22 protein-coding genes, 2 pseudogenes and 1 riboswitch are annotated in these 24304 nt (G+C 32.7%); of the genes and pseudogenes, 9 read left to right on the forward strand and 15 right to left on the reverse strand.

Annotated elements, in window-relative coordinates; translation table 11 throughout:
* Positions 1-79: 79 nt before the first annotated feature.
* From dapD to MUA60_RS08125, 5 genes are read right to left on the reverse strand one after another with little or no spacing between them, the layout of a single operon-like run.
* Positions 80-799 carry a 2,3,4,5-tetrahydropyridine-2,6-dicarboxylate N-acetyltransferase gene (gene dapD, locus MUA60_RS08105; protein WP_262647827.1) on the reverse strand — a complete coding sequence of 240 codons (720 nt, stop codon included), beginning with the start codon at positions 797-799 and terminating at the stop codon, positions 80-82.
* Between the two features lies 1 nt (position 800).
* The gene (gene dapB / locus MUA60_RS08110) at positions 801-1538 is read right to left on the reverse strand and encodes a 4-hydroxy-tetrahydrodipicolinate reductase (protein ID WP_262647828.1); all 738 of its coding nucleotides are present in this window, start codon (positions 1536-1538) and stop codon (positions 801-803) included.
* Positions 1535-2425, reverse strand: coding sequence for a 4-hydroxy-tetrahydrodipicolinate synthase (gene dapA / locus MUA60_RS08115; RefSeq protein WP_262647829.1), 891 nt, complete (start codon positions 2423-2425; stop codon positions 1535-1537). The genes dapB and dapA overlap by 4 nt, the downstream gene beginning before the upstream one ends.
* A gap of 15 nt (positions 2426-2440) precedes the next feature.
* A complete protein-coding gene (locus MUA60_RS08120; RefSeq protein ID WP_262647830.1) occupies positions 2441-3427 on the reverse strand; it encodes an aspartate-semialdehyde dehydrogenase in 987 nt (328 codons plus the stop codon).
* 20 nt (positions 3428-3447) lie between these two features.
* On the reverse strand, positions 3448-4650 hold the full coding sequence (locus MUA60_RS08125; protein ID WP_262647831.1) for an aspartate kinase: 1203 nt from the start codon (positions 4648-4650) through the stop codon (positions 3448-3450).
* Between the two features lie 86 nt (positions 4651-4736).
* A riboswitch (Lysine riboswitch) is annotated at positions 4737-4913 on the reverse strand.
* Between the two features lie 331 nt (positions 4914-5244).
* Between MUA60_RS08125 and MUA60_RS08130 the strand changes: the two genes are divergently transcribed.
* The gene (locus MUA60_RS08130) at positions 5245-6411 is read left to right on the forward strand and encodes an IS256 family transposase (protein ID WP_262647832.1); all 1167 of its coding nucleotides are present in this window, start codon (positions 5245-5247) and stop codon (positions 6409-6411) included.
* A 319-nt stretch (positions 6412-6730) separates the two neighbouring features.
* Here MUA60_RS08130 and MUA60_RS08135 read toward each other — a convergent pair whose 3' ends face one another.
* On the reverse strand, positions 6731-8332 hold the full coding sequence (locus MUA60_RS08135; RefSeq protein ID WP_243539401.1) for an ABC-F family ATP-binding cassette domain-containing protein: 1602 nt from the start codon (positions 8330-8332) through the stop codon (positions 6731-6733).
* 143 nt (positions 8333-8475) lie between these two features.
* On the opposite strand from MUA60_RS08135, the gene MUA60_RS08140 reads away from it, so the two are divergent.
* The 5 genes and pseudogenes from MUA60_RS08140 to lacG all read left to right on the forward strand — a co-directional run bounded on the left by MUA60_RS08140 (position 8476) and on the right by lacG (position 13961).
* Entirely contained in the window at positions 8476-9378 is a 903-nt protein-coding gene (locus MUA60_RS08140; RefSeq protein WP_262647833.1) for a CvfB family protein, read from the forward strand.
* A 257-nt stretch (positions 9379-9635) separates the two neighbouring features.
* A complete protein-coding gene (locus tag MUA60_RS08145; protein WP_262647834.1) occupies positions 9636-10505 on the forward strand; it encodes a CAT RNA binding domain-containing protein in 870 nt (289 codons plus the stop codon).
* Complete coding sequence (locus tag MUA60_RS08150) at positions 10498-10830, forward strand: PTS lactose/cellobiose transporter subunit IIA (protein ID WP_262647835.1); 333 nt, start codon at positions 10498-10500, stop codon at positions 10828-10830. Before MUA60_RS08145 ends, MUA60_RS08150 begins: the two co-directional genes overlap by 8 nt.
* 5 nt (positions 10831-10835) lie before the next feature.
* Positions 10836-12528: pseudogene (locus MUA60_RS08155) on the forward strand (lactose/cellobiose PTS transporter subunit IIB).
* A gap of 17 nt (positions 12529-12545) precedes the next feature.
* Complete coding sequence (gene lacG, locus MUA60_RS08160) at positions 12546-13961, forward strand: 6-phospho-beta-galactosidase (RefSeq protein ID WP_262647836.1); 1416 nt, start codon at positions 12546-12548, stop codon at positions 13959-13961.
* A gap of 51 nt (positions 13962-14012) precedes the next feature.
* Here the strand turns inward: lacG and lacD are convergent.
* The 7 genes and pseudogenes from lacD to pepF form a co-directional block, all read right to left on the reverse strand.
* Positions 14013-14952 (reverse strand): annotated as a pseudogene (gene lacD / locus MUA60_RS08165) (tagatose-bisphosphate aldolase).
* Positions 14953-15273: a PfkB family carbohydrate kinase gene (locus tag MUA60_RS08170; RefSeq protein WP_262647837.1), complete on the reverse strand. Its 321-nt coding sequence runs from the start codon at positions 15271-15273 to the stop codon at positions 14953-14955. It lies immediately after the preceding pseudogene.
* Between the two features lie 25 nt (positions 15274-15298).
* Complete coding sequence (locus MUA60_RS08175) at positions 15299-15904, reverse strand: 1-phosphofructokinase family hexose kinase (protein ID WP_262647838.1); 606 nt, start codon at positions 15902-15904, stop codon at positions 15299-15301.
* Positions 15901-16428, reverse strand: coding sequence for a galactose-6-phosphate isomerase subunit LacB (gene lacB / locus MUA60_RS08180; protein WP_262647839.1), 528 nt, complete (start codon positions 16426-16428; stop codon positions 15901-15903). The genes MUA60_RS08175 and lacB overlap by 4 nt, the downstream gene beginning before the upstream one ends.
* A 12-nt stretch (positions 16429-16440) precedes the next feature.
* Positions 16441-16872: an RpiB/LacA/LacB family sugar-phosphate isomerase gene (locus MUA60_RS08185; RefSeq protein WP_262647840.1), complete on the reverse strand. Its 432-nt coding sequence runs from the start codon at positions 16870-16872 to the stop codon at positions 16441-16443.
* Positions 16873-17014: 142 nt separating this feature from the next.
* Positions 17015-17761 carry a DeoR/GlpR family DNA-binding transcription regulator gene (locus tag MUA60_RS08190; protein WP_172965063.1) on the reverse strand — a complete coding sequence of 249 codons (747 nt, stop codon included), beginning with the start codon at positions 17759-17761 and terminating at the stop codon, positions 17015-17017.
* A gap of 189 nt (positions 17762-17950) precedes the next feature.
* Positions 17951-19747, reverse strand: a complete 1797-nt coding sequence (pepF, locus tag MUA60_RS08195; RefSeq protein WP_262647841.1) for an oligoendopeptidase F — start codon at positions 19745-19747, stop codon at positions 17951-17953.
* A 282-nt stretch (positions 19748-20029) separates the two neighbouring features.
* On the opposite strand from pepF, the gene MUA60_RS08200 reads away from it, so the two are divergent.
* Entirely contained in the window at positions 20030-20296 is a 267-nt protein-coding gene (locus MUA60_RS08200; protein WP_262647842.1) for a hypothetical protein, read from the forward strand.
* 598 nt (positions 20297-20894) lie between these two features.
* Here MUA60_RS08200 and MUA60_RS08205 read toward each other — a convergent pair.
* The gene (locus MUA60_RS08205; protein ID WP_262647843.1) at positions 20895-21473 is read right to left on the reverse strand and encodes a GNAT family N-acetyltransferase; all 579 of its coding nucleotides are present in this window, start codon (positions 21471-21473) and stop codon (positions 20895-20897) included.
* Between the two features lie 137 nt (positions 21474-21610).
* On the opposite strand from MUA60_RS08205, the gene MUA60_RS08210 reads away from it, so the two are divergent.
* On the forward strand, positions 21611-22360 hold the full coding sequence (locus tag MUA60_RS08210; protein ID WP_262647844.1) for a MerR family transcriptional regulator: 750 nt from the start codon (positions 21611-21613) through the stop codon (positions 22358-22360).
* A 93-nt stretch (positions 22361-22453) separates the two neighbouring features.
* Positions 22454-22861: a histidine phosphatase family protein gene (locus MUA60_RS08215; RefSeq protein WP_262647845.1), complete on the forward strand. Its 408-nt coding sequence runs from the start codon at positions 22454-22456 to the stop codon at positions 22859-22861.
* Between the two features lie 161 nt (positions 22862-23022).
* Here MUA60_RS08215 and MUA60_RS08220 read toward each other — a convergent pair whose 3' ends face one another.
* The gene (locus tag MUA60_RS08220) at positions 23023-24282 is read right to left on the reverse strand and encodes an aminoacyltransferase (protein WP_262647846.1); all 1260 of its coding nucleotides are present in this window, start codon (positions 24280-24282) and stop codon (positions 23023-23025) included.
* Positions 24283-24304: the final 22 nt, after the last annotated feature.

A 24304-nucleotide genomic window follows, 5' to 3' on the forward strand; every position in this document is an offset into this window, starting at 1 on the left:
TATGTATAGAAAGAGGGAGCGGGATAGAAATTTCATTTAAGGAAAATGATATCGCAGTCCCGCCCCGACTAAAATGATATTATTGATTTAAATTACGTAAAGCAGATACAATTTCTTTTTTACCATCTTGTACATCTGCTGATTGTTTAATAACTTTAGCAGGTGTACCAGCTACTACTGCACCAGCTGGAACATCTTTAGTTACGATAGCACCAGCTGCAACGATTGCACCTTTGCCGACTCTAACGCCTTCAAGGATAACAGCATTTGCACCGATTAATACGTCATCTTCAATCACAACAGGTGATGCACTTGGTGGTTCGATAACACCCGCTAATACTGATCCAGCACCAACGTGTACATTTTTACCAGTTGTTGCACGTCCACCTAAAGTAGCGTTCATATCTACCATTGTACCTTCTCCAACAACAGCACCGATATTGATTGTAGCACCCATCATCACAACAGCACCGTCTTCAATAACTGCATGTTCTCTAATGAAAGCACCTGGTTCGATTCTTGCATTTGTATTTGTTAAGTCTTTTAATGGAATTGCTGAATTACGACGATCATGTTCAATTTCTAAATCCGTAATAGCTGATTGATTCGCGTCATAAAAGCTCTTCCAATCTTTAGCATCACAGAAAATTGTTTTAGATGTTTCAGAACCAAATACTTTAAATGACTCTGGGAATTCAACATTTTCAAATGTGCCGTTTACATAAACCTTTAAAGGCGTTACTTTCTCTGCTTCACTAATATATTGTATAATTTCTTCTGCCGTAAAATCTTTAACCATGTTAAATTCTCTCCTCATTTAAATTATTGTATGTGTAATATCCGTTTTCTTTATTGACTAGAACATCTGCTACATTAATTGCGCCATTAGCAAAGATATCTTTAGACTGCGCACGATGTGTGATTTCAATCGTTTCGTCATGGCTAGCAAATAGTACTTGATGTTCTCCAACAATTGTACCACCACGTTGTGAACTAATGCCAATTTCTGTAGGTTCACGTTTAGTAGTTGATTCATGTCTGTCATAAACTGGTACAGATTGTGCTCTTTTTTCTTTAATTGCGTCATATAGTTGAACGAGTGTACCACTTGGTGCATCGACTTTCTTATTATGATGCTTTTCTAACATTTCAATATCAAAGTCTTCCAATAATGGTACTGCATATTGAATAATTTCTTTGAGTATATGCACGCCATAGCTCATATTTGCGCTGAAAAATACAGGCATGTTCTGAGATTTTTCTTTTAACTTTTCTATGATTTGTTCTTTTTCACCAGTCGTTGCGATAACTAAAGGTAATGTGAAGTCTTCTTCTAATAAAGGCAATAATAATTCAGGATTTGAAAAGTCTATTGCCACATCCGCTTCTGGCGCTTCAGAAATAGATTCGAAAGCAGGGTAGGGATATGATTTCGTTGAATCCTTTACAACAACACCAACAATTTCGTTATCTCTTTCTTCTGCTAATCTTGCGACGCGTTCATTCATTGCACCATATCCGATTAATAATATCTTCATTGTTTTACACCATCTTTAAACTTAGTAAATGCTTCACTTAAAACGTTTCTTTCTTGTTCTTCCAATGTAACAAGCGGTAATCTTACTTCATAACAACCGAAACCTAATTCAGACGTTAATAACTTAATCGGCACTGGATTTACATCTACACTTAAATGATCAAGTAATTCGGTAATATCACGATTTAAAGTGTTTGCTTGTTCTAATTGATCATTAACGACATAATCATATAATTGTTGTGTTTCTTGTGGTATAGCATTTGCTACAACTGAAATTAATCCCGCTCCGCCTAATTGATAGTAATCCAACATATTGTCATCATTACCACTATATAATGCAAAGTCACTTGGTAATTGTTGTTTTAAAGTTTTTGCGTATTCTAAATCTCCAGTCGCATCTTTTAAAGCTACGATGTATGGATTTTCACTTAGTTTAAGCACCGTTTCAATATCTATCGTCATATTTGTTCTTGATGGGACATTATAAAGTACAACAGGTAATGCAACTTCATCTGCAATTTTTGTAAAATGCGCGATTAATCCACGTTGACTCGTCTTGTTGTAATAAGGTGTGATTAACATAATTGCATCAGCACCTAATTCTTTGGCTTTTATGGAAGCATCGATAGAAGCTTGCGTATTATTTGTACCTGTACCTGCTATAACTGGTACACGACCATTCACTTTTTTAATCCCACATTCTAATAATGTATTTCTTTCTTCTGTTGTAAGCGTAGGATTTTCTGCTGTTGTTCCGTTAATAATAATACTTTTAACACCATTATCTATTAAAAATTCTATATGATTTTCAAAGGCTTCGTAGTCTACATCCTCATTTGTGAATGGTGTCGTAAGGGCAACGCCCACACCGTTAAAAATATGTGACATACTGAACACTCCTCGTTATTTTTTATTTAATTCTAATACTTGTTCTAGCACTTGAACGGCATTTAAACTTGCACCTTTTAATAAATTATCTGAAGTACACCAGATGTGGAATGTATTGTCTAAAGAATCATCTTTACGAATTCTTCCAACGAATACTTCATCTTTACCAGTAGAATGAATCGCTAATGGATATTCATTATTTTCTACGTTATCTACTAAGACAACACGGTTATCTTCATTAAATAAGTTACGAATATCTTCAACAGTTGCTTCTTTATCTAAAGTTACGTTTATATGCACACTGTGGCTGTCTTGAACAGGTACACGTACACAAGTTGCTGTTACATTTAAAGAAGGTTGATCTAAGATTTTTCTAGTTTCGTCGATCATTTTTTGTTCTTCTTTTGTATAACCATCTTCTAAAAATACATCTATATGTGGTAACACATTATTATAAATTGGGTGAGGGTAGTTCTTTGGTGCTTCTCCTTTTTCACCATTAGCTAAATCTTCACGACCAGCTAAACCAGATCCTGATACTGCTTGATATGTTGTATACGCAACACGTTTCAATCCAAATTGATCTAATAAAGGTTTTAAAGGTACAACTGATTGAATTGTTGAACAGTTAGGGTTTGCAATAATTTTACGATTTAATTTAGGTACATTCACTTCCGGAACGATTAAATCAATATCTTCATGCATACGCCATTGACTTGAATTATCGATTACAATTGCACCATGTTTTTCAAATAGTGGGGCGAATTTCTCGCTTGTACCACCACCAGCACTCATAATAACGTAATCGAAATTGCCATCTGTTTTTTCTTCTGTCAATGCTTCAACAGTATAAGTTTTTCCTTGGAATTCGATTTGTTTACCTGCTGATCTAGGTGATGAAAATAATACAAGTTCATCAAATGGTACATTTCTTCTATCTAATACTTCTAATACTTTTTCTCCTACTAAACCTGTTGCGCCTACAACTGCTAATTTTGTCATTTTGTTCACTCCATCATTCATTATATATTAAATGCTTCACTTAAAGTTCGAACGGCAGTTTCTCCTAATTCGCGATCAACAACGTAAGAAATACTAATCTCAGAAGTTGTTGTTTGATAGAAGTTGATGTCATGACTAATTAAAGTACGGAATGCTTTAGAAGCTATTCCTGACATATCTCTCATGCCAGTTCCAATCACTGAAAGTTTAGCGTAGTTATCTCTCATTTTGTAACGTAAGTGAGGGTATTCCTCAGTAAGTTGTTCAATGATTTGTTCGATTTGATATACGTCTGAATCTTTAATCGTAAACGAAAGCTGTAATCCTTGTTGATTTTCAATTTGAGATATCATATCAACATTCATTGATTGTTCTTCTAATGAATCAAATAATTTCTGTAATAATGCAAAATTTTGCATCAGATAAGTTAAAGTAACATGAATCATATGTGTATCAAGTGCGACTCCTGTAACTGCTTTTTTCTCTAATATCTCTGTTTGTGGCATAATCCATGTTCCTTTCACGTTTGATAATGTTCTACCAAGATATAATGGTATGTTATAATTTTTTGCAATTTCGACACTTCTAGATTCTAATACGCCAGCACCTAAAGCACTCATTTCCATCATTTCTTCATATGAAACTTCATTGAGCAACTTTGCTTCTTGATAAATTCTAGGGTCTGTTCCATATACACCATCAACATCTGTATATATTTCACAAGATGTATCTATACTTGCTGCAATGGCTACTGCAGTTGTATCAGAACCGCCGCGTCCTAAAGTTGTAATTTCCAGATGATCATTCACACCTTGAAATCCTGCAACGACAAGAATGTCATTTGTTTCAAAAGCTTCTTCAAAACGTAGTGCATCAATTTCTGCAATTTTACTTTTCAAATGATTACCAATTGTCTTGATACCTGCTTGATATCCAGTCATTGCTTTCGTTTGAACACCAATATCATTCAATACCATTGATAAGTATGAAATGGTTTGTTGTTCACCAGTCGTTAAAAACATCGCTAAATGCTCATCTTTAGGTTGCGTCGTAAGTGAGCTAATATTTTCAAGTAAAGAATCTGTCGTCTTACCCATAGCACTTACAACCACTACTAATTGTTCTCCATTATCAACACGTGATTTCAACATATGTGCGATATTTTTAATTTTGTCAAAATCACCAACGGACGTACCGCCAAATTTTAAAACACTCTGACTCAAAATAATTCCTCCTATAAATCGGAGACGAACGCTGTAATATAAATAAAAAAACAAGTTCGGCATTCGAACTTGTTTTAATTTATATATACAAGTGATGCACTCCATTATTCTTAAAATAATGACAGACAACTAGCTCTTAACCTAAATGTCCAACACCATATTTCTGCAAAAATATAATGTTTCGGCATCGCACCCTTTCACTCCTTTAAGATTGCAGTCCAATAGGGGTAGTTACTAATGATTGATGCGCCTCATCAAAAACATATTCAATTGGTATGCATTCATTATACATACAAAGAATATTGATGTAAAGAGAGAAAACTGATAATTTCAAAAAGTTCTTACTATTTGATTGATCATTTTAGAATATTAATATTCATTCATATTCATTTTAGATGAGTGTGGAGGAGATGGAGGGAGTTTTTAGGAATGGGGGGAGGTTGGTAAGAAAAGTAGGGCTGGATTTATCTTGTTTAGTCAGTCTTGATAAATAGAGGAATATGTCCATATAATTGTGTAATAAAAAAAGAGCCACATATAGCTCACTTTGGTACAATGTAATCGACTAAGAAAAAATTGTAGAGGTGACTATATATGACTCAATTAAATGTTAACTTAGATTATGAAGAATTGGCAAGTGCTATTTTTGGAAGTGATATGAATGCGTCTATGAAAACAATAGCTATGACTGTCATAAATGCATACATGGAAATGGAAAGAGACAAGTATGTTAATGCTGGATATAAACAAAAGAATTCAGGAAGAAACGCACAACTTAATGGCTATTATGCGCGTGATTTCCTGATGCCTATTGGCAATCTGACATTAAAAGTTCCAAGAACACGTGACGGTGAATTTACAACTGAAGTATTTAATCAATATTCGCGTTCTGACCAATCGCTTATTTTAGCGATGACAGAAGCATACATTAATGGTGTTTCAACTAGAAATGTTAATAAAATTGTGGAATCCCTAACGGGAAAATCTGTGTCTAAATCAACTGTTTCAGGCGTAATAAAAAACCTAGATCCTGAAATTAAAGAATGGGCTGGTAGACCTATTGTTAGTCATCAGTATAAGTATGTATTTGTTGATGCTATGCACATTAAGGTAAGAGAGAATAATAAAATTGTTTCTAAAGGTGTTTATATCGCTATGGGTATCAACGAAAATAGAAAACGCGACATTATTGGCTTTAAAATTTCTAATCAAGAGTCAGAATTAGCTTGGTCAGAGTTTTTTGAAGACTTAAGAATGCGTGGTTTAACAACACCTGAACTTATTATCTCTGATGCGCATTCTGGACTTATTAAATCTATTAAGTCACAGTTTATTGATTCATCTTGGCAACGTTGTACATTCCATTTTCTTAAAAATATTGTAGAGAGATTTCCTAAAAAGAACTCTAAAGAAGCTAGAATGTTACTTAAATCAATATTCCAAGCACCAACATATCGTCACGCTGTTCAGCTCAAAGATGAATTCATTGCACAATATGAAAGTAATCCTAAGTATGTGGAAGCTATTAAAATATTGGATGAAGGCTTCGAAGATGCCTCACAATTCTATAGATTTCCTGCTCAACATCATAAAAATCTAAGAACTACTAATTCAGTTGAAAATATTAATATGCAACTCAGAAAACGAGAAAAAATAGTTAAAACATTCCCTAATCTAGATTCAGCTTTTAGATTAATTGGCGCAGTACTTATGGATATTCAAGAAAGATTTGATAAGTCTAACAGACCATTTATCGCTTAATTAAGCTACTTATTTTTTAAAAAATAAGTAGTGATCAAACAACTATATCTGTTTAAACTTCAAAACAAATATAGTTGTTCGATTCATTAAAAAACCAAAGGTTGATTACATTCTAAAGATATTACACAAACATATGGACTTGACTAAATAGAGGGTGTCTATGTTGCTTGTTTACCCTGTCTTGCAACATTGAACACCTGAACATTGCTAGTCGACGCTCACTTGCAACATTGAACGCCTGAAAACTCACATCTCCATCATTTTCCCCAAAAATAAAAAACTGAGACATGTCCTCATGTCTCAGTTCCATATATGCTAATTAGTTATAAACACCTTGATCTCTCAAGTATTCTTCATAACTGATTTCTTTAGAAATTGCGCCGTCTTCTTTGATTTCAATTACGCGATTAGCGATTGTATTGATAAATTCAAAGTCATATGAAGTAAAGATTAATGATCCTTTGAAATTCTTCAATCCATCATTGACTGCAGTGATACTTTCTAAGTCTAAGTGGTTTGTTGGTTCGTCTAGTAATAATACGTTAGAGTTTGATAACATCATTTTACTTAACATACATCTTACTTTTTCTCCACCTGAAAGGACACTTGCTTTTTTCTTAACTTCTTCACCACTAAATAACATACGTCCAAGGAATCCTCTTAAGAATGTTTCTGTTTGTTCTTCTGGTGGTGCATACTGTCTTAACCAGTCAACTAAGTTCATTTCTATACCTTCGAAATATTCTGAGTTATCTTTTGGTAAGTATGATTGTGTTGTTGTAACGCCCCATTTAACTGTTCCTTCATCTGGTTCAATTTCACCAGCTAAAATACGAAGTAGGGTCGTTTTAGCAATCTCACTTTCTCCGATTAATACAGCTTTATCATTTGGGTTCATTGTAAATGAAACGTTATTTAATACTTTTTGACCGTCAATTGTTTTTGAAACACCTTGAACTTGTAATAAGTCATTACCGATTTCTCGCTCAATTGTGAAATTAACGAATGGATAACGTCTTGATGATGGTTGAATGTCATCAAGTTCAATTTTTTCAAGCATTTTCTTACGGCTTGTTGCTTGCTTAGATTTAGAAGCGTTCGCACTAAATCTTGCAATAAAGTCTTGTAATTCTTTAATACGTTCTTCTTTTTTCTTGTTTTGATCTTGAGCCATTTGAGTAGCAAGTTGACTTGATTGATACCAGAAGTCATAGTTTCCGACAAATAGTTTAATTTTGCCGTAGTCTAAGTCAGCAATATGTGTACATACATTGTTTAAGAAATGTCTATCATGTGATACGACGATAACTGTATTCTCAAAGTTAATTAAGAAATCTTCTAACCAAGCAATCGCTTTAATATCTAAACCGTTTGTAGGCTCATCGAGTAATAGAACATCTGGCTCACCAAATAAACTTTGAGCAAGAAGTACTTTTACTTTTTGGTTGTTTTCTAATTCAGACATCATTTTGTCATGTAATTCGTCTTTAATACCTAAACCTGAAAGTAAAACAGATGCATCCGCTTCTGCATTCCATCCGTTCATTTCAGCAAACTCACCTTCAAGTTCTGCTGCACGCATACCATCTTCATCTGAGAAGTCTGGTTTCATATAAATTTCGTTTTTCTCAGTCATAACTTGCCATAATTTTTCATGGCCTTTTAATACAACATCAATCACTTTTTCATCTTCGTGCGCAAAGTGATCCTGTTTTAATACTGCTAAACGTTCATCTTTACCAAGTGAAACGTGACCTGATTGAGAATCTAATTCGCCTGATAATACTTTTAAGAACGTTGATTTCCCAGCTCCATTAGCACCGATAAGTCCGTAACAGTTACCTGGTGTGAACTTAATATTTACATCTTCAAAAAGCTTACGATCACCGAAACGTAAACTTACATTCGTAACTTGTAACATTAAATGACTCCTTTTCATTAATACTTCTACCGATGAATTATATCATAAATGAAACAAAAATGGGCAAGAGTTTGAACAGTCGTTACACGAAGCAAAATGCATGTTATAATGAATAAACGAAAAACATATGAATGGAGAATGACATGGCACACGAAAAAGATACGCTTGTAGGTCGCATAGACTTTTTAAAATTGGATAGATTGGAAGGTTCAACTTATCACTTACTTGGACCAAATAGCGAACCTATTAAAATGAATGCTTCAGAAGTGGAAGATGACGATCAATTAGAAATCGGTGAAGATTATAGTTTCTTTGTATATCCTAGCCGATCTGGAGAATTATTTGCTACACAAAACATGCCAACTATTACAAAAGACCGTTATGATTGGGTAAAAGTATTGAGAGTAGACCGTGATGGTGCTGCAGTAGATGTAGGATTACCTAGAGAAGTACTCATTCCATGGGAAGATCTACCTAAAGTTAAAGAGCTATGGCCACAAAACGGTGACATGATATTCTGTACACTTAGAATAGATAGTAATAGTCAAATGTTTGCGAGACTAGCAACAGAAACAATCGTTGACACGATGTACAAAATGGCTGAAGAATCTATGTTACATCAACATGTAACAGCAAGACCATATCGCTTATTAAGAGTAGGTACTTTCCTCTTATCTGAAGATGGTTATAAAATATTTGTACATGAATCAGAACGTAAACATGAACCAAGACTAGGTGAAGAAATGGACGTTAGAATCATCGGCGTAAAAGAAAACGGTGAATTAAATGGTTCATTCTTACCATTGGCACATGAAAGGCTAGATGAAGATGGCCAAGTGATATTTGATTTACTTGTAGAATATGACGGAGAATTACCATTTTGGGATAAATCAAACCCAGAAGCGATTAAAGAAGTCTTTAATATGAGTAAAGCAAGTTTCAAACGTGCTATCGGTAGATTATATAAACAAAAATTGATCACAATCGAGACTGGTAAAATTACCATCACTAAAAAAGGTTGGGCTCAAGTTAAAAAAGAAGACTAATTATAAAACCAAACTGACACTTCCAAATGAAGTTGAGTTTGGTTTTTTATCGCGATTATATGCCATTTAATTACAATATTGACATTATTTAAAAAGCGTTGTAAATTATAAATGTAACAATATCGAACATTAATAAACAATCAAATATTTGGATCGTGACTATTCAATTAGGCGAAAACCACAATTCTTGAGGTGCATGAATCACCTCTAAGTCTTGTGGTATTTTTTATTTCAAATGATTGGAGGTATTGCTGCCTATGATAATCAAACAAGTCCTTAACAATAATGTTGCTATTGCCATCAGTGAAAATGGTGAAGAAGTAATCGCTATGGGGAAAGGAATCGTGTTCTCAAAAAAGAAAGGTGATTTCTTATCTCATCAAACACCCGAGAAAATCTTTAGACTCGATAATCAAGAAGTGAGATTTCATTTACAGTCTTTAATTAATGATGTACCCGTACCGATTATTACGACATGTTGTGAAATCATAAATGATGTTCAACATAAATTTGATTTTACATTTCAAGATTACATTTATGTCACATTAACGCATCATTTACATCACGCGGTCAATATTCATCAAAACAACCAAAAGATACAGACATTTTCTATTGATGTTAAAAGCATTCATCCTCGTGCATTTGAATCTAGTTTATACGCATTAACGATTATTAAACGAAATTTAAATATTTCTTTCCCAGCATATGAAGCAAATAATCTAGCATTACATTTTATCAACGCTGAGCAACCTGAGGGTATCGAAAATCAAACTGCTTATAAGAATAAAAATATTCAACTGAACGATTTGATCAATTGCTTAAATCAAATAGGTATCACACGGAATAAGTCCAATGAATATTATTATGATAGATTCATCCAGCACTTAAAGTATTTAACAGAACACATTCTTGATTATTCTGAAGACTTATCTCAACAAGTTGATATATCATTCCAACAGCATTTAAAAACACACTATCCAAATTCTTATTTGTACGCAAAAGACTTATATAACGCCATATCAAGAAAGTTCAATATTGTTATTAATCAACATCACTTGTTCTATTTTCAGTTGCATATAGAACGCATATTATCATCACAAAAAGGAGGCACAACACGAGATGAGTAGAGAAGAGAATATGATGGTAGGTTTCACTATTGTAGCGATAGCTGGGGATGCAAGAAGAGAAGTTATGGCTGCTATGGAAAAAGCTAAAAACGGACTATTCGATGAAGCGCGTAGTCATATTGAAAGTGCAAATACATTTATAACAGAAGCACATAAAGAACAAACCCAATGTTTAGCTCAAGAAGCAAGTGGTGAATCATCTGAATTAAGTTTTATTATGGTACACGGTCAAGATCACTTAATGACAACAATGGCATTACGTGATTCTGTAAATTACATCATTGATATTTATGAACAACTTCAAACTTTAAAACAAAATGGGTGATACATGTGAATAAGATAATTAAATTTATTGAAAAGATGAAACCATTTTTTTGAAAAAGTGGCTTCTAATCCATACTTAACAGCAATTAGAGATGGCTTCGTTGCATTAATGCCAGTTATTTTATTTTCATCATTATTTATTTTAGCTGCTTACGTACCGAACGTTTGGGGATTCCATTGGCCAAAAAATATCGAAACTACCATTATGAAAGTTTATCAATTCACAATGGGTATGTTAGCACTTTATATGGCAGGGACTGTTACGAAATCATTAACTGACAATAAAAACTTAAAATTACCTAAAACGAACCAAATCAATGTCATTTCAACATTCGTAGCTGCAGAATCTTCATTACTAATTGTAGCGATGAACCCCGTTAAAGACGGTATAAGCATTGATATGCTTGGTACTAAAGGACTTATCGCATCATTTATCGTGGCATTTGTAATACCCAACTTTTATAAATTCTTTATTGGCCGAAATATCACAATTAAGATGCCACCTCAAGTACCTGGTAATATCGCACAAGCGTTTAAAGATATGATTCCGTTTGCCGCTTCTGTCGGTTTATTCTGGATTATCGATATCGCGATTCGTCAAATTGCTAATGGTAACTTAGCAGAATTGGCGACAATTATACTGTCACCATTATTTACAGCTGCAAATGGTTACTTAGGATTTGCGATTATCTTCGGATTTATAGCTTTCTTCTGGTTTATAGGTGTACATGGACCATCTGTAGTAGGTCCTGCTGTTATTGCGATTATGTATAACAACCAAGTTGAAAACTTAAGATTATTTAGAGAAGGTCAACATGCACATATTGCATTAACACAAAGTACGCAAGACTTTGTAGCACTGATCGGAGGTACTGGTGCCACATTCTTAGTTCCATATATATTTATATTCTTGTGTAAGTCTAAAGAACTTAAAGCTGTTGGTAAAGCGTCATTTATTCCTACAACATTTGCTGTAAATGAACCTTTATTATTTGGTGCGCCAATTATTTTAAACCCTGTATTCATGATACCTTTTATCGTGACACCAATTCTTAACTCATGGGTATTGAAATTTTTCGTAGAGAATCTAGGTATGAATAGTTTCATGCATTTCTTACCATGGCCGACACCAGGACCTATAGGTATTTATATGGCATCAAACTTTGCGCCATTATCTTTATTATTAATAGCCGTTATTATGATACTCGACTTTGTGATTTGGATGCCATTTATTAAAGCATATGATCGTATTAAAGTGAGTGAAGAACGCGGAACGATTGAAAGTCAAAATATTGTACAGCCTCAATCAAACGTAGAGTCAAACGAAAATAGTCAGGTAGAAACTACTGATACTAAAGTTCAATATGACATTAAGGATCACGTCAACGTATTAGTCGTATGTGCTGGTGGTGGTACAAGTGGTATACTCGCTAATTCGTTAAACAAAGCTGCTAAAGAACAAAATATTCATTTAAATGCTACTGCGAGAGCATATGGTCAAGATATGGATTTAATTAAAGATATGAACATTGTTATATTAGCCCCTCAAATGGATTCAATGAAAAATGAAATGAAGAAATATACTGACCAGCACAATGCTCTTCTTATGACAACAACAGGTAAAGAATATATTGCACTTACAAGAGACGGAGAAGCAGCAATAGAGAAGATATACAAACTACTATCAGAAGAAAAATAAACTAAAGGAGTATAAGCATGTTAGAATTACCAAAAACTTTTGTACTAGGCGCTGCAACTGCAGCATATCAAGTAGAAGGGTCAAGCAAAGTAGATGGAAAAGGACGTGTGCTTTGGGATGAATTTTTAGAGAAACAAGGACGATTTAGCCCAGATCCAGCAAGCGATTTTTATAATCGATATGAAGAAGATATTAAATTAGCTTCAGAACACGGTATTAAAGCGTTAAGAATTTCTATTGCTTGGTCTCGCATATTTCCAAAAGGGTATGGGGATGTTAATCAAAAAGGGGTAACATATTATAAAAATGTATTTGCGACGTGTCGTAAATATAATATTGAACCGTATGTGACATTACATCATTTTGATACGCCTGAAGAACTATTCAAACAAGGGGATTGGTTATGTAAGGAGAACATCACGTATTTTGTGAACTATGCAGCATATTGCTTTGAGACATTTAAAGATGATGTTCAATATTGGATGACGATTAATGAACCGATCGCATATACTTTAGGTCAATATGTGACAGGTGCGTTTCCACCTGGTGAACAATATCAAGTCGTCAAGTGTCTCCAAGCTCAACATAATCTTATTGTTGCGCATAGTAAAGTAGTTAAACTCTATAAAGAGAAAGGTTATGACGGAGAAATCGGTATTATACATGCTTTAACTCAAATTTATCCAATTGATCAACAACCTGAAAATGTGAACTCTGCTAAAGTTCAAGATACATTTATCAATGGATTTTTATTAGATGGTACATTTTTAGGCGCATATTCTAGTGAGAAAATGGATATAATTAATCATTTGCTTAATATATATGATGGTTCATTAGATATGACAGAAGAGGAAATGGCAATCATTAAAGAAGCTAGTCAATTACAAGATTTCTTAGGCATCAATTATTATCAAAGTAATTGGGTGAAAGCAAATGAAGCGGATAGCTTAATACATCATAATGGTACTGGTGACAAAGGTAGTTCGATTTTTAGACTTAAACAAATAGCTGAAATTGTTAAAAACCATGACGTTCCAACGACTGACTGGGATTGGTATATTTATCCTAAAGGTTTATATGATATAATTATGCGTATCAAAGAAGACTATCCAAATTATAAAAAGCTGCTGATCACTGAGAATGGACTAGGGTATAAAGATCAATTTATAGACGAACATACGACAATAAATGATCAACCTCGTATAGACTATATAGCTGCACATATAGAAAGTATTAGTGATGCGATTAAAGATGGTGCTCATGTAACAGGTTATTTTGTTTGGTCATTGCAAGATATGTTTAGTTGGTCTAATGGTTATAATAAGCGATATGGATTATTCTATATCGACTTTGAAACACAAAAAAGATATATCAAGAAAAGTGCGCTATGGTATAAAGCACTATCTGAGTCATTAGAGAATAAAACAGAATAAATAAGAAACTAAACCCCGCTTCTAGATTAAATAGAAGCGGGGTATTTATAATTAAATTATAGCTGTTGCATATTGTTCAATTACTTTATTTAGATTTTGTATATTACTAATACCTTCATCATTTAACCAAGCATTGCATCCTTGTTCGCCATCTTTAACATATGCTTGAGTAGCGCCTGCCCATGTAGCTCTTCCACATAACACACCGTTAAATTTAGATTCTGATTCATAAGCAAATTTCAATGTTTCTTGGAATAAAGTAGGTGATACGCCTGCACTTAGCAAGATAAATGGTAAATGTGTTGCGTCTGATTGCTCTTTGAAATACTGCCTAGCTTGTGCTTTCGTATATACTGGATTATCACCAAAGCCTTCTACAAAATTCATATTAACTGGTACTTCTACTTTTAATACGTCTACTTTAAATCGGTCTTCTGAGAATAATTTCATTGCTTCGATAACTTTATGAGGTTTAACTTTTGCGTATGCTTCACTTAAATTATCATCATTTGTTGCGTCATATGACACGATTTCTAAGAAAAATGGAATATCCAACGCTACACACTCAGCACCGACTCTTTCAACAAAGGCTTCTTTTTGTGCGTTGATTTCTTGTGATTCATCAACATCAAAATATACGAGTAATTTAATGGCATCTGCACCTTGTTGTTTTAAGTGCGTGTACAGACCATGTATTTAATAAATCAGGTAAACGACCTGGTGTTGCTTTATCATAGCCAGTCTTTTCGTAAGCTAAGATTAAACCGCAATTAGGATGCCTTTCTTTTGAAGCGGGTAATCCATACTCAGGATCTAATAATATACTTGAAGAAAATTCCGTTAATGTCTTAGATATTTGTACTTTAAAATCTTCTATCGTTTCTGATGCTACATTTTCACCAAGCATCTTCTTTAATGCACCGCGTTGATCAATAGCAAGTGCAGCAATTTGGCCTATATCGTTTGTGAGTTTTGATAAATTTTTAACCATTTAAAAACACTCCAATTGTTCAATTTTTATTTTTGCTAAATAATACTCAAAATTCTCTTTCATTAAGAATCCAGTTTTCTGTTCTAAAGCATTCGCAATTCCAGCAGCCATGGCTGATTTAACAGCATAGTGAACATCTTGTTTATGTATGAGTCCATAACTAAATCCTGCTATAGAACTGTCACCAGAACCAACTGCGTTAACAACTTTAATTTTAGGAATATTTACTTTATAAATTTGATGCTGATATTTATAAAGTGCACCATTAGAACCAAGTGAAATCATCACACAAGGAATTTGGTTTAAAAGAGGGGATTTCAATGCTTCGATAATCTCTTGATGATTATCATGATTTTTTCACATTAAATAGCTGATTTAGTTCCTCGATATTAGGTTTAATTAAATAAGGTAAGCTTTGACTTTCATGATTTAATAAATCTTTTAAAGTATGACCATTTACATCTAACAATACTTTCTTACCGTGACTAACAGCGAAATCGATAAGTGCCTGATAAGTTTCAACATTCATGCCTGGTAGAGCACTACCTGATATCGCAACAATGTCATGCGCTTGAATAAGTTTAGTCACATGCTTCATAAATGACTGAATATCTTCTTGCGTAATTGGATCTCCTGGTTCAAGTAATTCTGTTTGATGTGCTCCATTTAAAATCGCAATACATTGTCTCGATTCAATATTTGTTTCATAAAAATCATGTTTAATATCATCTTGATCTAAATCACGCTTAATAAATTCACCAGTAGTACCTCTGATAACGCCAGTTGCCAAATGATTAATGCCTAAAATGTTTGCCACTCTCGTAACATTCAATCCTTTGCCACCAGCTGTTTTAATAACATTTTTAACGCGGTTCGTTTTGTTCAATTCAAAATGATCTAGTTGATAGGCGATATCCACTGAAGTATTTAATGTAATTGTTAATAATTTCAATGTTTCACCTCATCCACATATTCTCCTTTATTCCATTTATCAATATATTTGTTAAACTGATTGGAATCATATTGAACTTGGTCGTCTGTTAACAATTGATTTATGCGTTCTATTAATTGATCTGATTCCGTTGTTTGGATATACTCAGCATCTATAAAGGTTTCAACGATATCAGTTATTAAATCAATGCCTGAAATCGTTCCACCGACTCCAATAATATTGCAATTATATTTTTCTTTCGCTAAACGAGCGCTTGTTATGTCTCTAACAAGTGCAACTCTCGCATTAGGTACTTTATTTGCTGAAACACTAATACCTACACCTGTACCACAAAGTACAACACCTAAGTCAGCTTTTCCTTCTATAACAGCTTTTGCGACATTTACACCATAAATAGGGTAGTGTGTTCTTTGATGATCATAAGTTCCAACATCTATCACTTCATGACCAATACTTTTAATAAAATCTGATACTTTGATTTTTTCATCCGTAACGATATGATCGCATCCAATAGCTATCTTCATTTAACTTTCTCCTTAACACAAACTATTTAACATATCTATTCTGATTTGATGTCGGCCAGCATCATAAGATGATTCTCCAAATGCTTTAGCACAATTAATCGCTAGAGTAGGGCCAACAATTTCAGAAGCAAGAATCATAATTTTTGTATTGTTGTGACGTGCTGTCATATAAGCAGAACGGTCATCTGAAACTGAAGCAGCGATTATATTTTTATGTTTGTTCGCGATAATGAATAGTGCAATACCATAATCATCAATAATTAAAGCTTTAGCATCTTCATTATTTTTAACTGCTTCTATAGTATTTACAGTTACAGCAAACACATCGTCTTCAAGTGTTTCATCGTACAAATCAATCCATTCAATGTTAGAATGAGATAGTTCCTGAATAATCTTGTCTTTTAAAGGGCTGGATTTACGAATACAATTAATAAAAACTTTCATATACTTCCTCCTATGTTTGTAATTGTTTGTTTTTTGTTAATTATAATATAAAATCAAACATACTTTCTGTCAATAAAAAACGCAATATAAAATAGCGATATGCTATTCTATATTGCGTTTCTTTTAATATTCATTTTGATAACTACTTAATCTTGTTTGGATATGTGTTTAATATTTCTTCACTTACATCATCATCTGAAATAACAGCATCGACATCGTTAATATTATAGAAGTTATATAATGCTTGAACACCGAATTTAGTGCTGTCTGCTGTAATATATTTAAGCTTTGCATTTTCTAAAATGATATGAATACCTTTACCTTCTTCTTCATTAGCAGTTGTTAATTTTTGACCATATATACCGTTAACTCCGACAAAGGCTTTTGCTACATGAAAGTCTTCCATCATTTTGTTCGCAAAGTGTCCGATAAATGTACCCGTTTTGGATCTGAAACGACCACCTACGAGTAATACATCAATGTTTGATAAATCTTTATATTGTAAGAATATATCAAGCGAATTTGTAAATATGCTTAAGTTCTTATCTTTTATAAAATCAAATATGAGTTCATTTGTAGAACCTGATCCGATAAAAATAATATCTTCATTATGAATCAGTTCGCCACACTTTTGAGCGATTTTCATTTTATTAGAAACATTGATAGTTTGCTTTTCTTTATGTGACTTTTCATTATATAAGTTATCTTCAATTAATTTAGCGCCACCATGAATTCTATTTAATAAACCATTGTTTTCTAGTTCTTGTAAATCTCTTCTAATTGTCATTTCAGCAACGTTCATCTTCTCCGAAAGGGAAGATACTTTCACAGACATATTATTTTTAAGTTCATCCATTATAAAACGGTGCCTATCAACTTTTAATTTCACTTGTGATCCTCCTATATATTAACTTTTTAATAAGTTCGAATTTGTTTGATTATATTGTAACACAAATAATATTAAAATTAGAATAATATATAATACGGTTATTTAATAAGGGTGTTTATATTGAATAAGAAAATGTAGAGACTGAAACAATAAAGTGTACCAGTCTCTACATTAATAATAGAAAACATATTATTCAATTTCGTTTGTAAGTGATTCTAGCTCGTCGATTAAGTGGCCGATATACGCGATTGTTTCTTTAAGTGGTTTATCTGTCGTAATATCAATACCTGCCATTTGAGCAAGTTCAACAGGAGATTTAGAACCACCAGCTTTTAAGACATTTAACCAATCTTCAACAGCAGGTTGTCCTTCTTTTTCAATTCTTTGACTCATAGCAGCTCCGATTGTTAAACCTGCTGAATACGTATAAGGGTATAAGCCCATATAATAATGTGGTTGGCGCATCCATGTTAATTCTGCACCTTCTGTTATTTCAACTTCGTCTCCCCAGAAATCAGAAATAACTTGTTTCTTAATGCTATTTAAAAGTGGGGCAGTGAGTGCTTCACCTTTATCAACATGTCTATAAACTTCTCTTTGATATTTAGCTTCTAATAAATGTGTAACCATATTATGATAGTACGTTCTTGAAATAATTGAGCTAATAACCCAACGTTTAAATTTCGGATCATCTGATTTCTTCAATAAATTATTAGCCATTAACATTTCATTCATTGTTGATGGTGCTTCTACAAAGTACATTGAACAATCTGCTTGATATACATTTTGATGTGCATTTGCTAAATTAAAGTGTCCTGCATGACCAAGTTCATGTGCTAATACAAATACTTCAGTCATTTTACTTGTCCATGAAATAAATATGAATGGGTTAACACCGTATGGACTTGCACAATAAGCACCTGTTTGTTTCCCTTTGTTTTGAGGGAAGTCAATCCAGCGTTTATCATAACTATCATTGACCATTTGCATATAATCTTCACCAAGTACACTTAATGCTTCTTTAATATATTCTTTAGAACCTTCAATTGATACATCCGGTTCATAAGTAGGGTCTAATGATATACGTAAATCTTCAAATTTCAATTTATCTAGATTATTTGTACGTTTAAGTAATTGCGCATATCTTCTCATATGTGGTGCTAATTCTTCTGAAATAACATCTATTTGACGATCATACATTTCTCTCGTTACATCTTGTGATTCTAATAAGAAATCAATTACAGAATCGTAACCACGTATTTCAGATTCAATTTTTTCTTTTTGAACGTGAGCATTGTATGTTGCTGCAGTTGTATTTTCATAACGGCGTAACGCATCACTAAATTTCTTAAATGCATTACGTCTAACTTCTGTATTAGAGTCAACTTCGTAATCACCTTCAAATGATACATAATCTAAAGGTATTTCTTCTCCATTCGCTTCAAAAGTACCAAACTCAATATCTAACATTTTCGTAATACCATATAATTCATATGGCGCACCAAAAGTAGGTGAGAAGGTTGCTAACGCTTTTTCTACTTCAGGATGTAGCGTATGTTCTTTTTGACGTTTTAACAACGTTAAATATTTAGGATACTCAGATTGTTTAATTAAAGCATTGAATGCTTCATCATCTAATTGCAAAATTTCTGACTCTACGAATGATAATAAACCAGCAACTTTTCCATATGTAGTAGAAAATTGTGCAGCTACTTTTTGACTTTGTTCATCTGTCGTATCAGTCGAATAAAGTAATTCTACATATGTACTTAAGTGAATAATACTTACAATAAGATCAGCTTGTTCACGTAAAGCAGATTCAATTGTTGATATTTCATTTAACTGATTCACATATTTTTCATTAAATGCTGTAACATTTTCAACTAATGCTTTTAATGCACTATAAAATGCATCATTGTCTTGATACAAACTTGAAAGATCCCATGTTTCTTGAACAGGAACTTCACTTCGTAATGATTGTCCCATCAAATCACCCTTTTTTAAAATTTACTTATTTATGTACTTATGTACATATTATACATATAAACATCTTCTACGTCATATGATACAACGTACTATTTGAACAATTTATCTGGCGTATCATGGTCACATTTGTGCGATAATGTCCGTAAAATTTAAACAAAATTGCAAATGTAGAATTAAATTTATATAAAAAAATCAAATTTTTATCTATATCGTAATTAAACATAAATAAAAGGGGTATAGACCAGTACAACTAGATAAAGGAGACGTGCATCTTGAATATTTTTGATTTCCCAAATATGGATTTCATTTGTCGTCGTTATTGTTTTTTCTGTATTATCATCATTAATACTTAAAAAACACGTCATCAGTGCAATTTTGACATTTGTCGTATTAGGTATGATTGCATTTATATTACCTAATTTTTATGATATTACATACGAACCATTATTAGGCTATGCAGCATTTATGGCAATCGTAAGTTTATTTGTATGCTTATTAACATGGTACTTAATGAGAAAGAATCAAAAAAGATTAGCTGAAAAAACATAGTCAAGATGAAACAATAGAAGATGAACGTCAATTTAATGAATTAAAAAGACGTAATAAATAGGGGGAGCGGGACAGAAATCTAATTTGTAAAAAAGATTTCATAGTCCCGCCCCGGCAAGGATGACTAGAGTTGAAAAAAGCTTGGTACAAGCGCATTTCGGCTTCAGACATCTACTGCCAAGATACTAGAAAAGTCTGAGACATTACATTATGTCCCAGACTTTTTTGATTGATTGATCGATCGTTATGAACACTTCTGACCAAACTTGTTCGTAACGAGGCTCTTGTGAACACTTTCGGCTAAACTTGTTCATAACGAGGGCGTTAATTACAAAACTTGGCCGAAGTGTTACTAAGGATAGCTATAATTACAAAACTCTGCCGAAATGTTACTAAGGATAGCTATAATTACAAAACTCTGCCGAAATGTTACTAAGGATACACATAGTTACAAAACTCGACCGAAGTGTTACTAACACACTCGTTATTTGGCCTTCTTATCAAAACTGCTAATAACGACACTAGTATTTGCACCTTCAACCAAAACTGCTAATAACGACTGAGATATTTCTATATATACCAGTCGCTTTTTCTTTCTTTATTTAAAATAAACAGGTGTCGTGATTGCATAGAGTGCTTCGTTAATAAAACTTTGTTGGTCTGCGCTTAAATCTGAGTTCTTTAATGTTCCTTCTCGTTCATACCCACATCTTTCAATGGTGTTAATACTTCTTGTATTTTTAACATCTATGTATGCTTCTATTCTTGCAAAGCCATGGTTTTCTATAACATGTTGTGTAATATATTGAATAGCTTCTGTTATATATCCTTTGCCTAAACCTGAATTGACTGCCCAATAACCAATTTCACATGATGGTAATCTTAAATCGATATCTTGAAGTACAACTGATCCTACAAATTGCATCGTATCCTTTTCAAAGATAAAATATCTAAAATATTCTTTGTTATATTGTGGGTCAGTTGATTTATTAAGAAAATCAGTCACTTTATATTCATCGAATTGATAATTGAAGAATGCTGCCCAATCTTTTAATGTATTTACTGAGTTAAGCATTTCGTCCTTTATTGTCTCTTTGTATGAAAAAACTTGTTCTCCAGCTAATAGTATTAACCGAGATGTTTCTAATTTTAATTCAAGTTGTATCTCTTTATTCATTATAAAACTCCTGACTTACGTGATATTCTAAATGTATTATAACATGTACGAAATTGACTTTATTTATTTTTTTGTTTATATAGTTGACTCTAACGTAACGTAAGACTTTATAGTAGGGTTATGAGGAGGTTAAGTAAATGGAAATGACTGTTAAAGAAATTGCTCAATTAGTCGGTATAAGTGTGCGCACGCTTCACCATTATGATGAAATTAATTTACTGAATCCGTCTAATGTATCATCTTCTGGTTATCGATTGTATTCAGACGAGAATGTAGACAGATTACAGCAAATTTTATTTTTTAAAGAACTTGATTTTCCTCTAAAAAAGATAAAAGAAATTCTTGATGATCCTTCGTTTGATAAAGAAAAAGCGTTAAATATGCATAAAAAGATGCTTATCAATAAAAGAACAAGAATTGATCAAATGATTCAAACGATAGATCAAACGACGAAACATATGAAAGGAGAAATTAACATGACGAATGAAGATAAATTTATAGGTTTTGAGTTTAATCAGAATGAATATGAAGATGAAGCACGTGAAAAGTGGGGGAAAAAGACTGTAGATAAAGCCAACAATCGTATTAATAGTTGGTCTAAAGAAGAAAAAGCTTCAAAAGAAGAAGAAATGAATGATATCTTTAGAACATTTGCAGCAAACAGAAATGAATCTCCAGACTCAGAAATTGCTCAATCAATTGTACAAAGATGGTACACGTATTTAAATTCTAATATTGATTGCGAGTATAGTTTAGAAGCATTTGGTAGTATCGGTGATATGTATGTAAGTGATGAAAGATTTACTAAAAATATTAATAAATTTGGTGACGGTACCGCACAATTTGCTAGTAAAGCCATTGCAAGTTATGTCAAAATGAATCAATAGCATAAACTACTATAAATCGTATTTATTTCGATTTATAGTAGTTTTTCTTTATCATGATGTATGATATGCTTTCTTAAAATCAATATGGAGTGATTGAATGATTTATGTATTAAGACATTGCAAAGCTACTTATATGTATCAATCAAACCATATATAACAAAATACCAAACACCATTAACTTATGATAGCCGATTAAATGAGCGTATTTTAAGTGACTTACCAATAGATAATTGGCTAACTGAGCTTAAAATGACTTTCAGTGACTTTAATTATCGTATACATAATGGCGAAACAAGTTTAGAAGCTCAACAGCGAATTTTAGAAGTATTTAAGTCGATACCAGTAAATGAACATGCATTAATCGTAACACATGAAAACATCATGTCATTATTACTAAATCATTTTGATAAACAATTTGGCTTTGATGAATGGAAAGCTTTAATGAATCCAGATCTATATGCAATTGATGAAGCGTTACAAGTTAAACATATAACAATATAAATTAGTTAGGTTTTTATGTAGAATAGGCGTCCCCTAAGACAATATACTTAACTTCCTATAATATATATTATGTAAACTAGTTAATGGATTAAATATGATATGTGTCACTAACCGTATATTTAACGTAAAAAAAGCTGAAATATGAATTTCAGCTTTTTTGATTACTTTTTAATTTTAGATCGTACTTTTTGGATTACATTGTGTAAGAAATATTTTTTCTTATTGATTGGTTTATAGAAATCTCCGATTAATTCTTCGATTTGAACGTTAAATCCTCGTTTAAATCGATATACACCGTAATCTTCGCTATCTTCTGTGAAATCTCCTGATAATCCGTAGAAGTTGTATCTATCAAATCCATTTTCGAAACAATAATTAATCATATGCCAATGCATCATATATGGTCCCATAAAGTGATTGTATTTTTCACTTGAGCCACCTGAGAAATAATTGATTTCATATGCATTTTCAAAGAATACACCTGAAGCTAAGTTTAAGATTTCGCCATCTGTTTTAATAAGTTCGCTAGTTTCTAATAATTCTTTCTGTGCATGGTCGATTAAACGGTCTGTTTCAGCAATTTTCTTTAATTGTTTTTCAGATTTGTTTTCTTTCGCCATCATTTGATCACGTTTTGTTTCTAATTCATTTAAATTCTCTTGTGTTGATTGAATATATTCATTTAAGTCGATATATGCTAATGGTACTAATGCTTTAGAACCATATGTATCGATAAAGTTTAAGAAATATTCATCTGTCTTAGAAATAAAGCCAGCTCTTTCTTCTGTTTCTCTATATAATTTAAAGAATATATCTAATTCATCGCGTTCTAAGAAACGTACTTTAACACCGTAATTATGTGCTTTATTGACGTTACGTTTTCTTTGGCTGTCGAATCCTTTTTTAACTTCTGCTAATGTTTTATCTTTTAAGTTCAAGACACCCATCCATCTCACTTGGCTCGATGGATCATATTTAGTCGTAAAGCCGTGATGGTCATAGCCTAGTGATTTAATGAGATCAACGATTTGGTCATTAGCGCCATCTTCTTTAATTTGTTCAATACCTTTATCGTATATATTGTAAATCCAGTATGGATCGACTTTAACATATAGACATTGATGATGTTTTAAGTACTTTTCAAGTGCTTTGAAGTAATATGTCACTAAATCTAGATTGCTATAATCCATTACCGGACCACGATTTGAATAATACACATAACTACCTAATGTTGGTATTTTAGAGAATAGACTTGCTGCAACGACTTGGTTATTCTCATCTTTAACACCTAATAATACAACTTGAAAACCATCATTTTCCCTCGTCTTGATGTTTTCTTTTACTTGAAAGTAGTGACTTTCGTATCGACTATCAGATACGAACTCATCATATTCAGTAACTGTTAATTCTGTAAATTTCATATTATCTAAATTCCTCTCTTAC

The organism is Mammaliicoccus sciuri (genome assembly GCF_025561425.1).
GTDB classification, from domain to species: Bacteria; Bacillota; Bacilli; order Staphylococcales; family Staphylococcaceae; genus Mammaliicoccus; species Mammaliicoccus sciuri_A.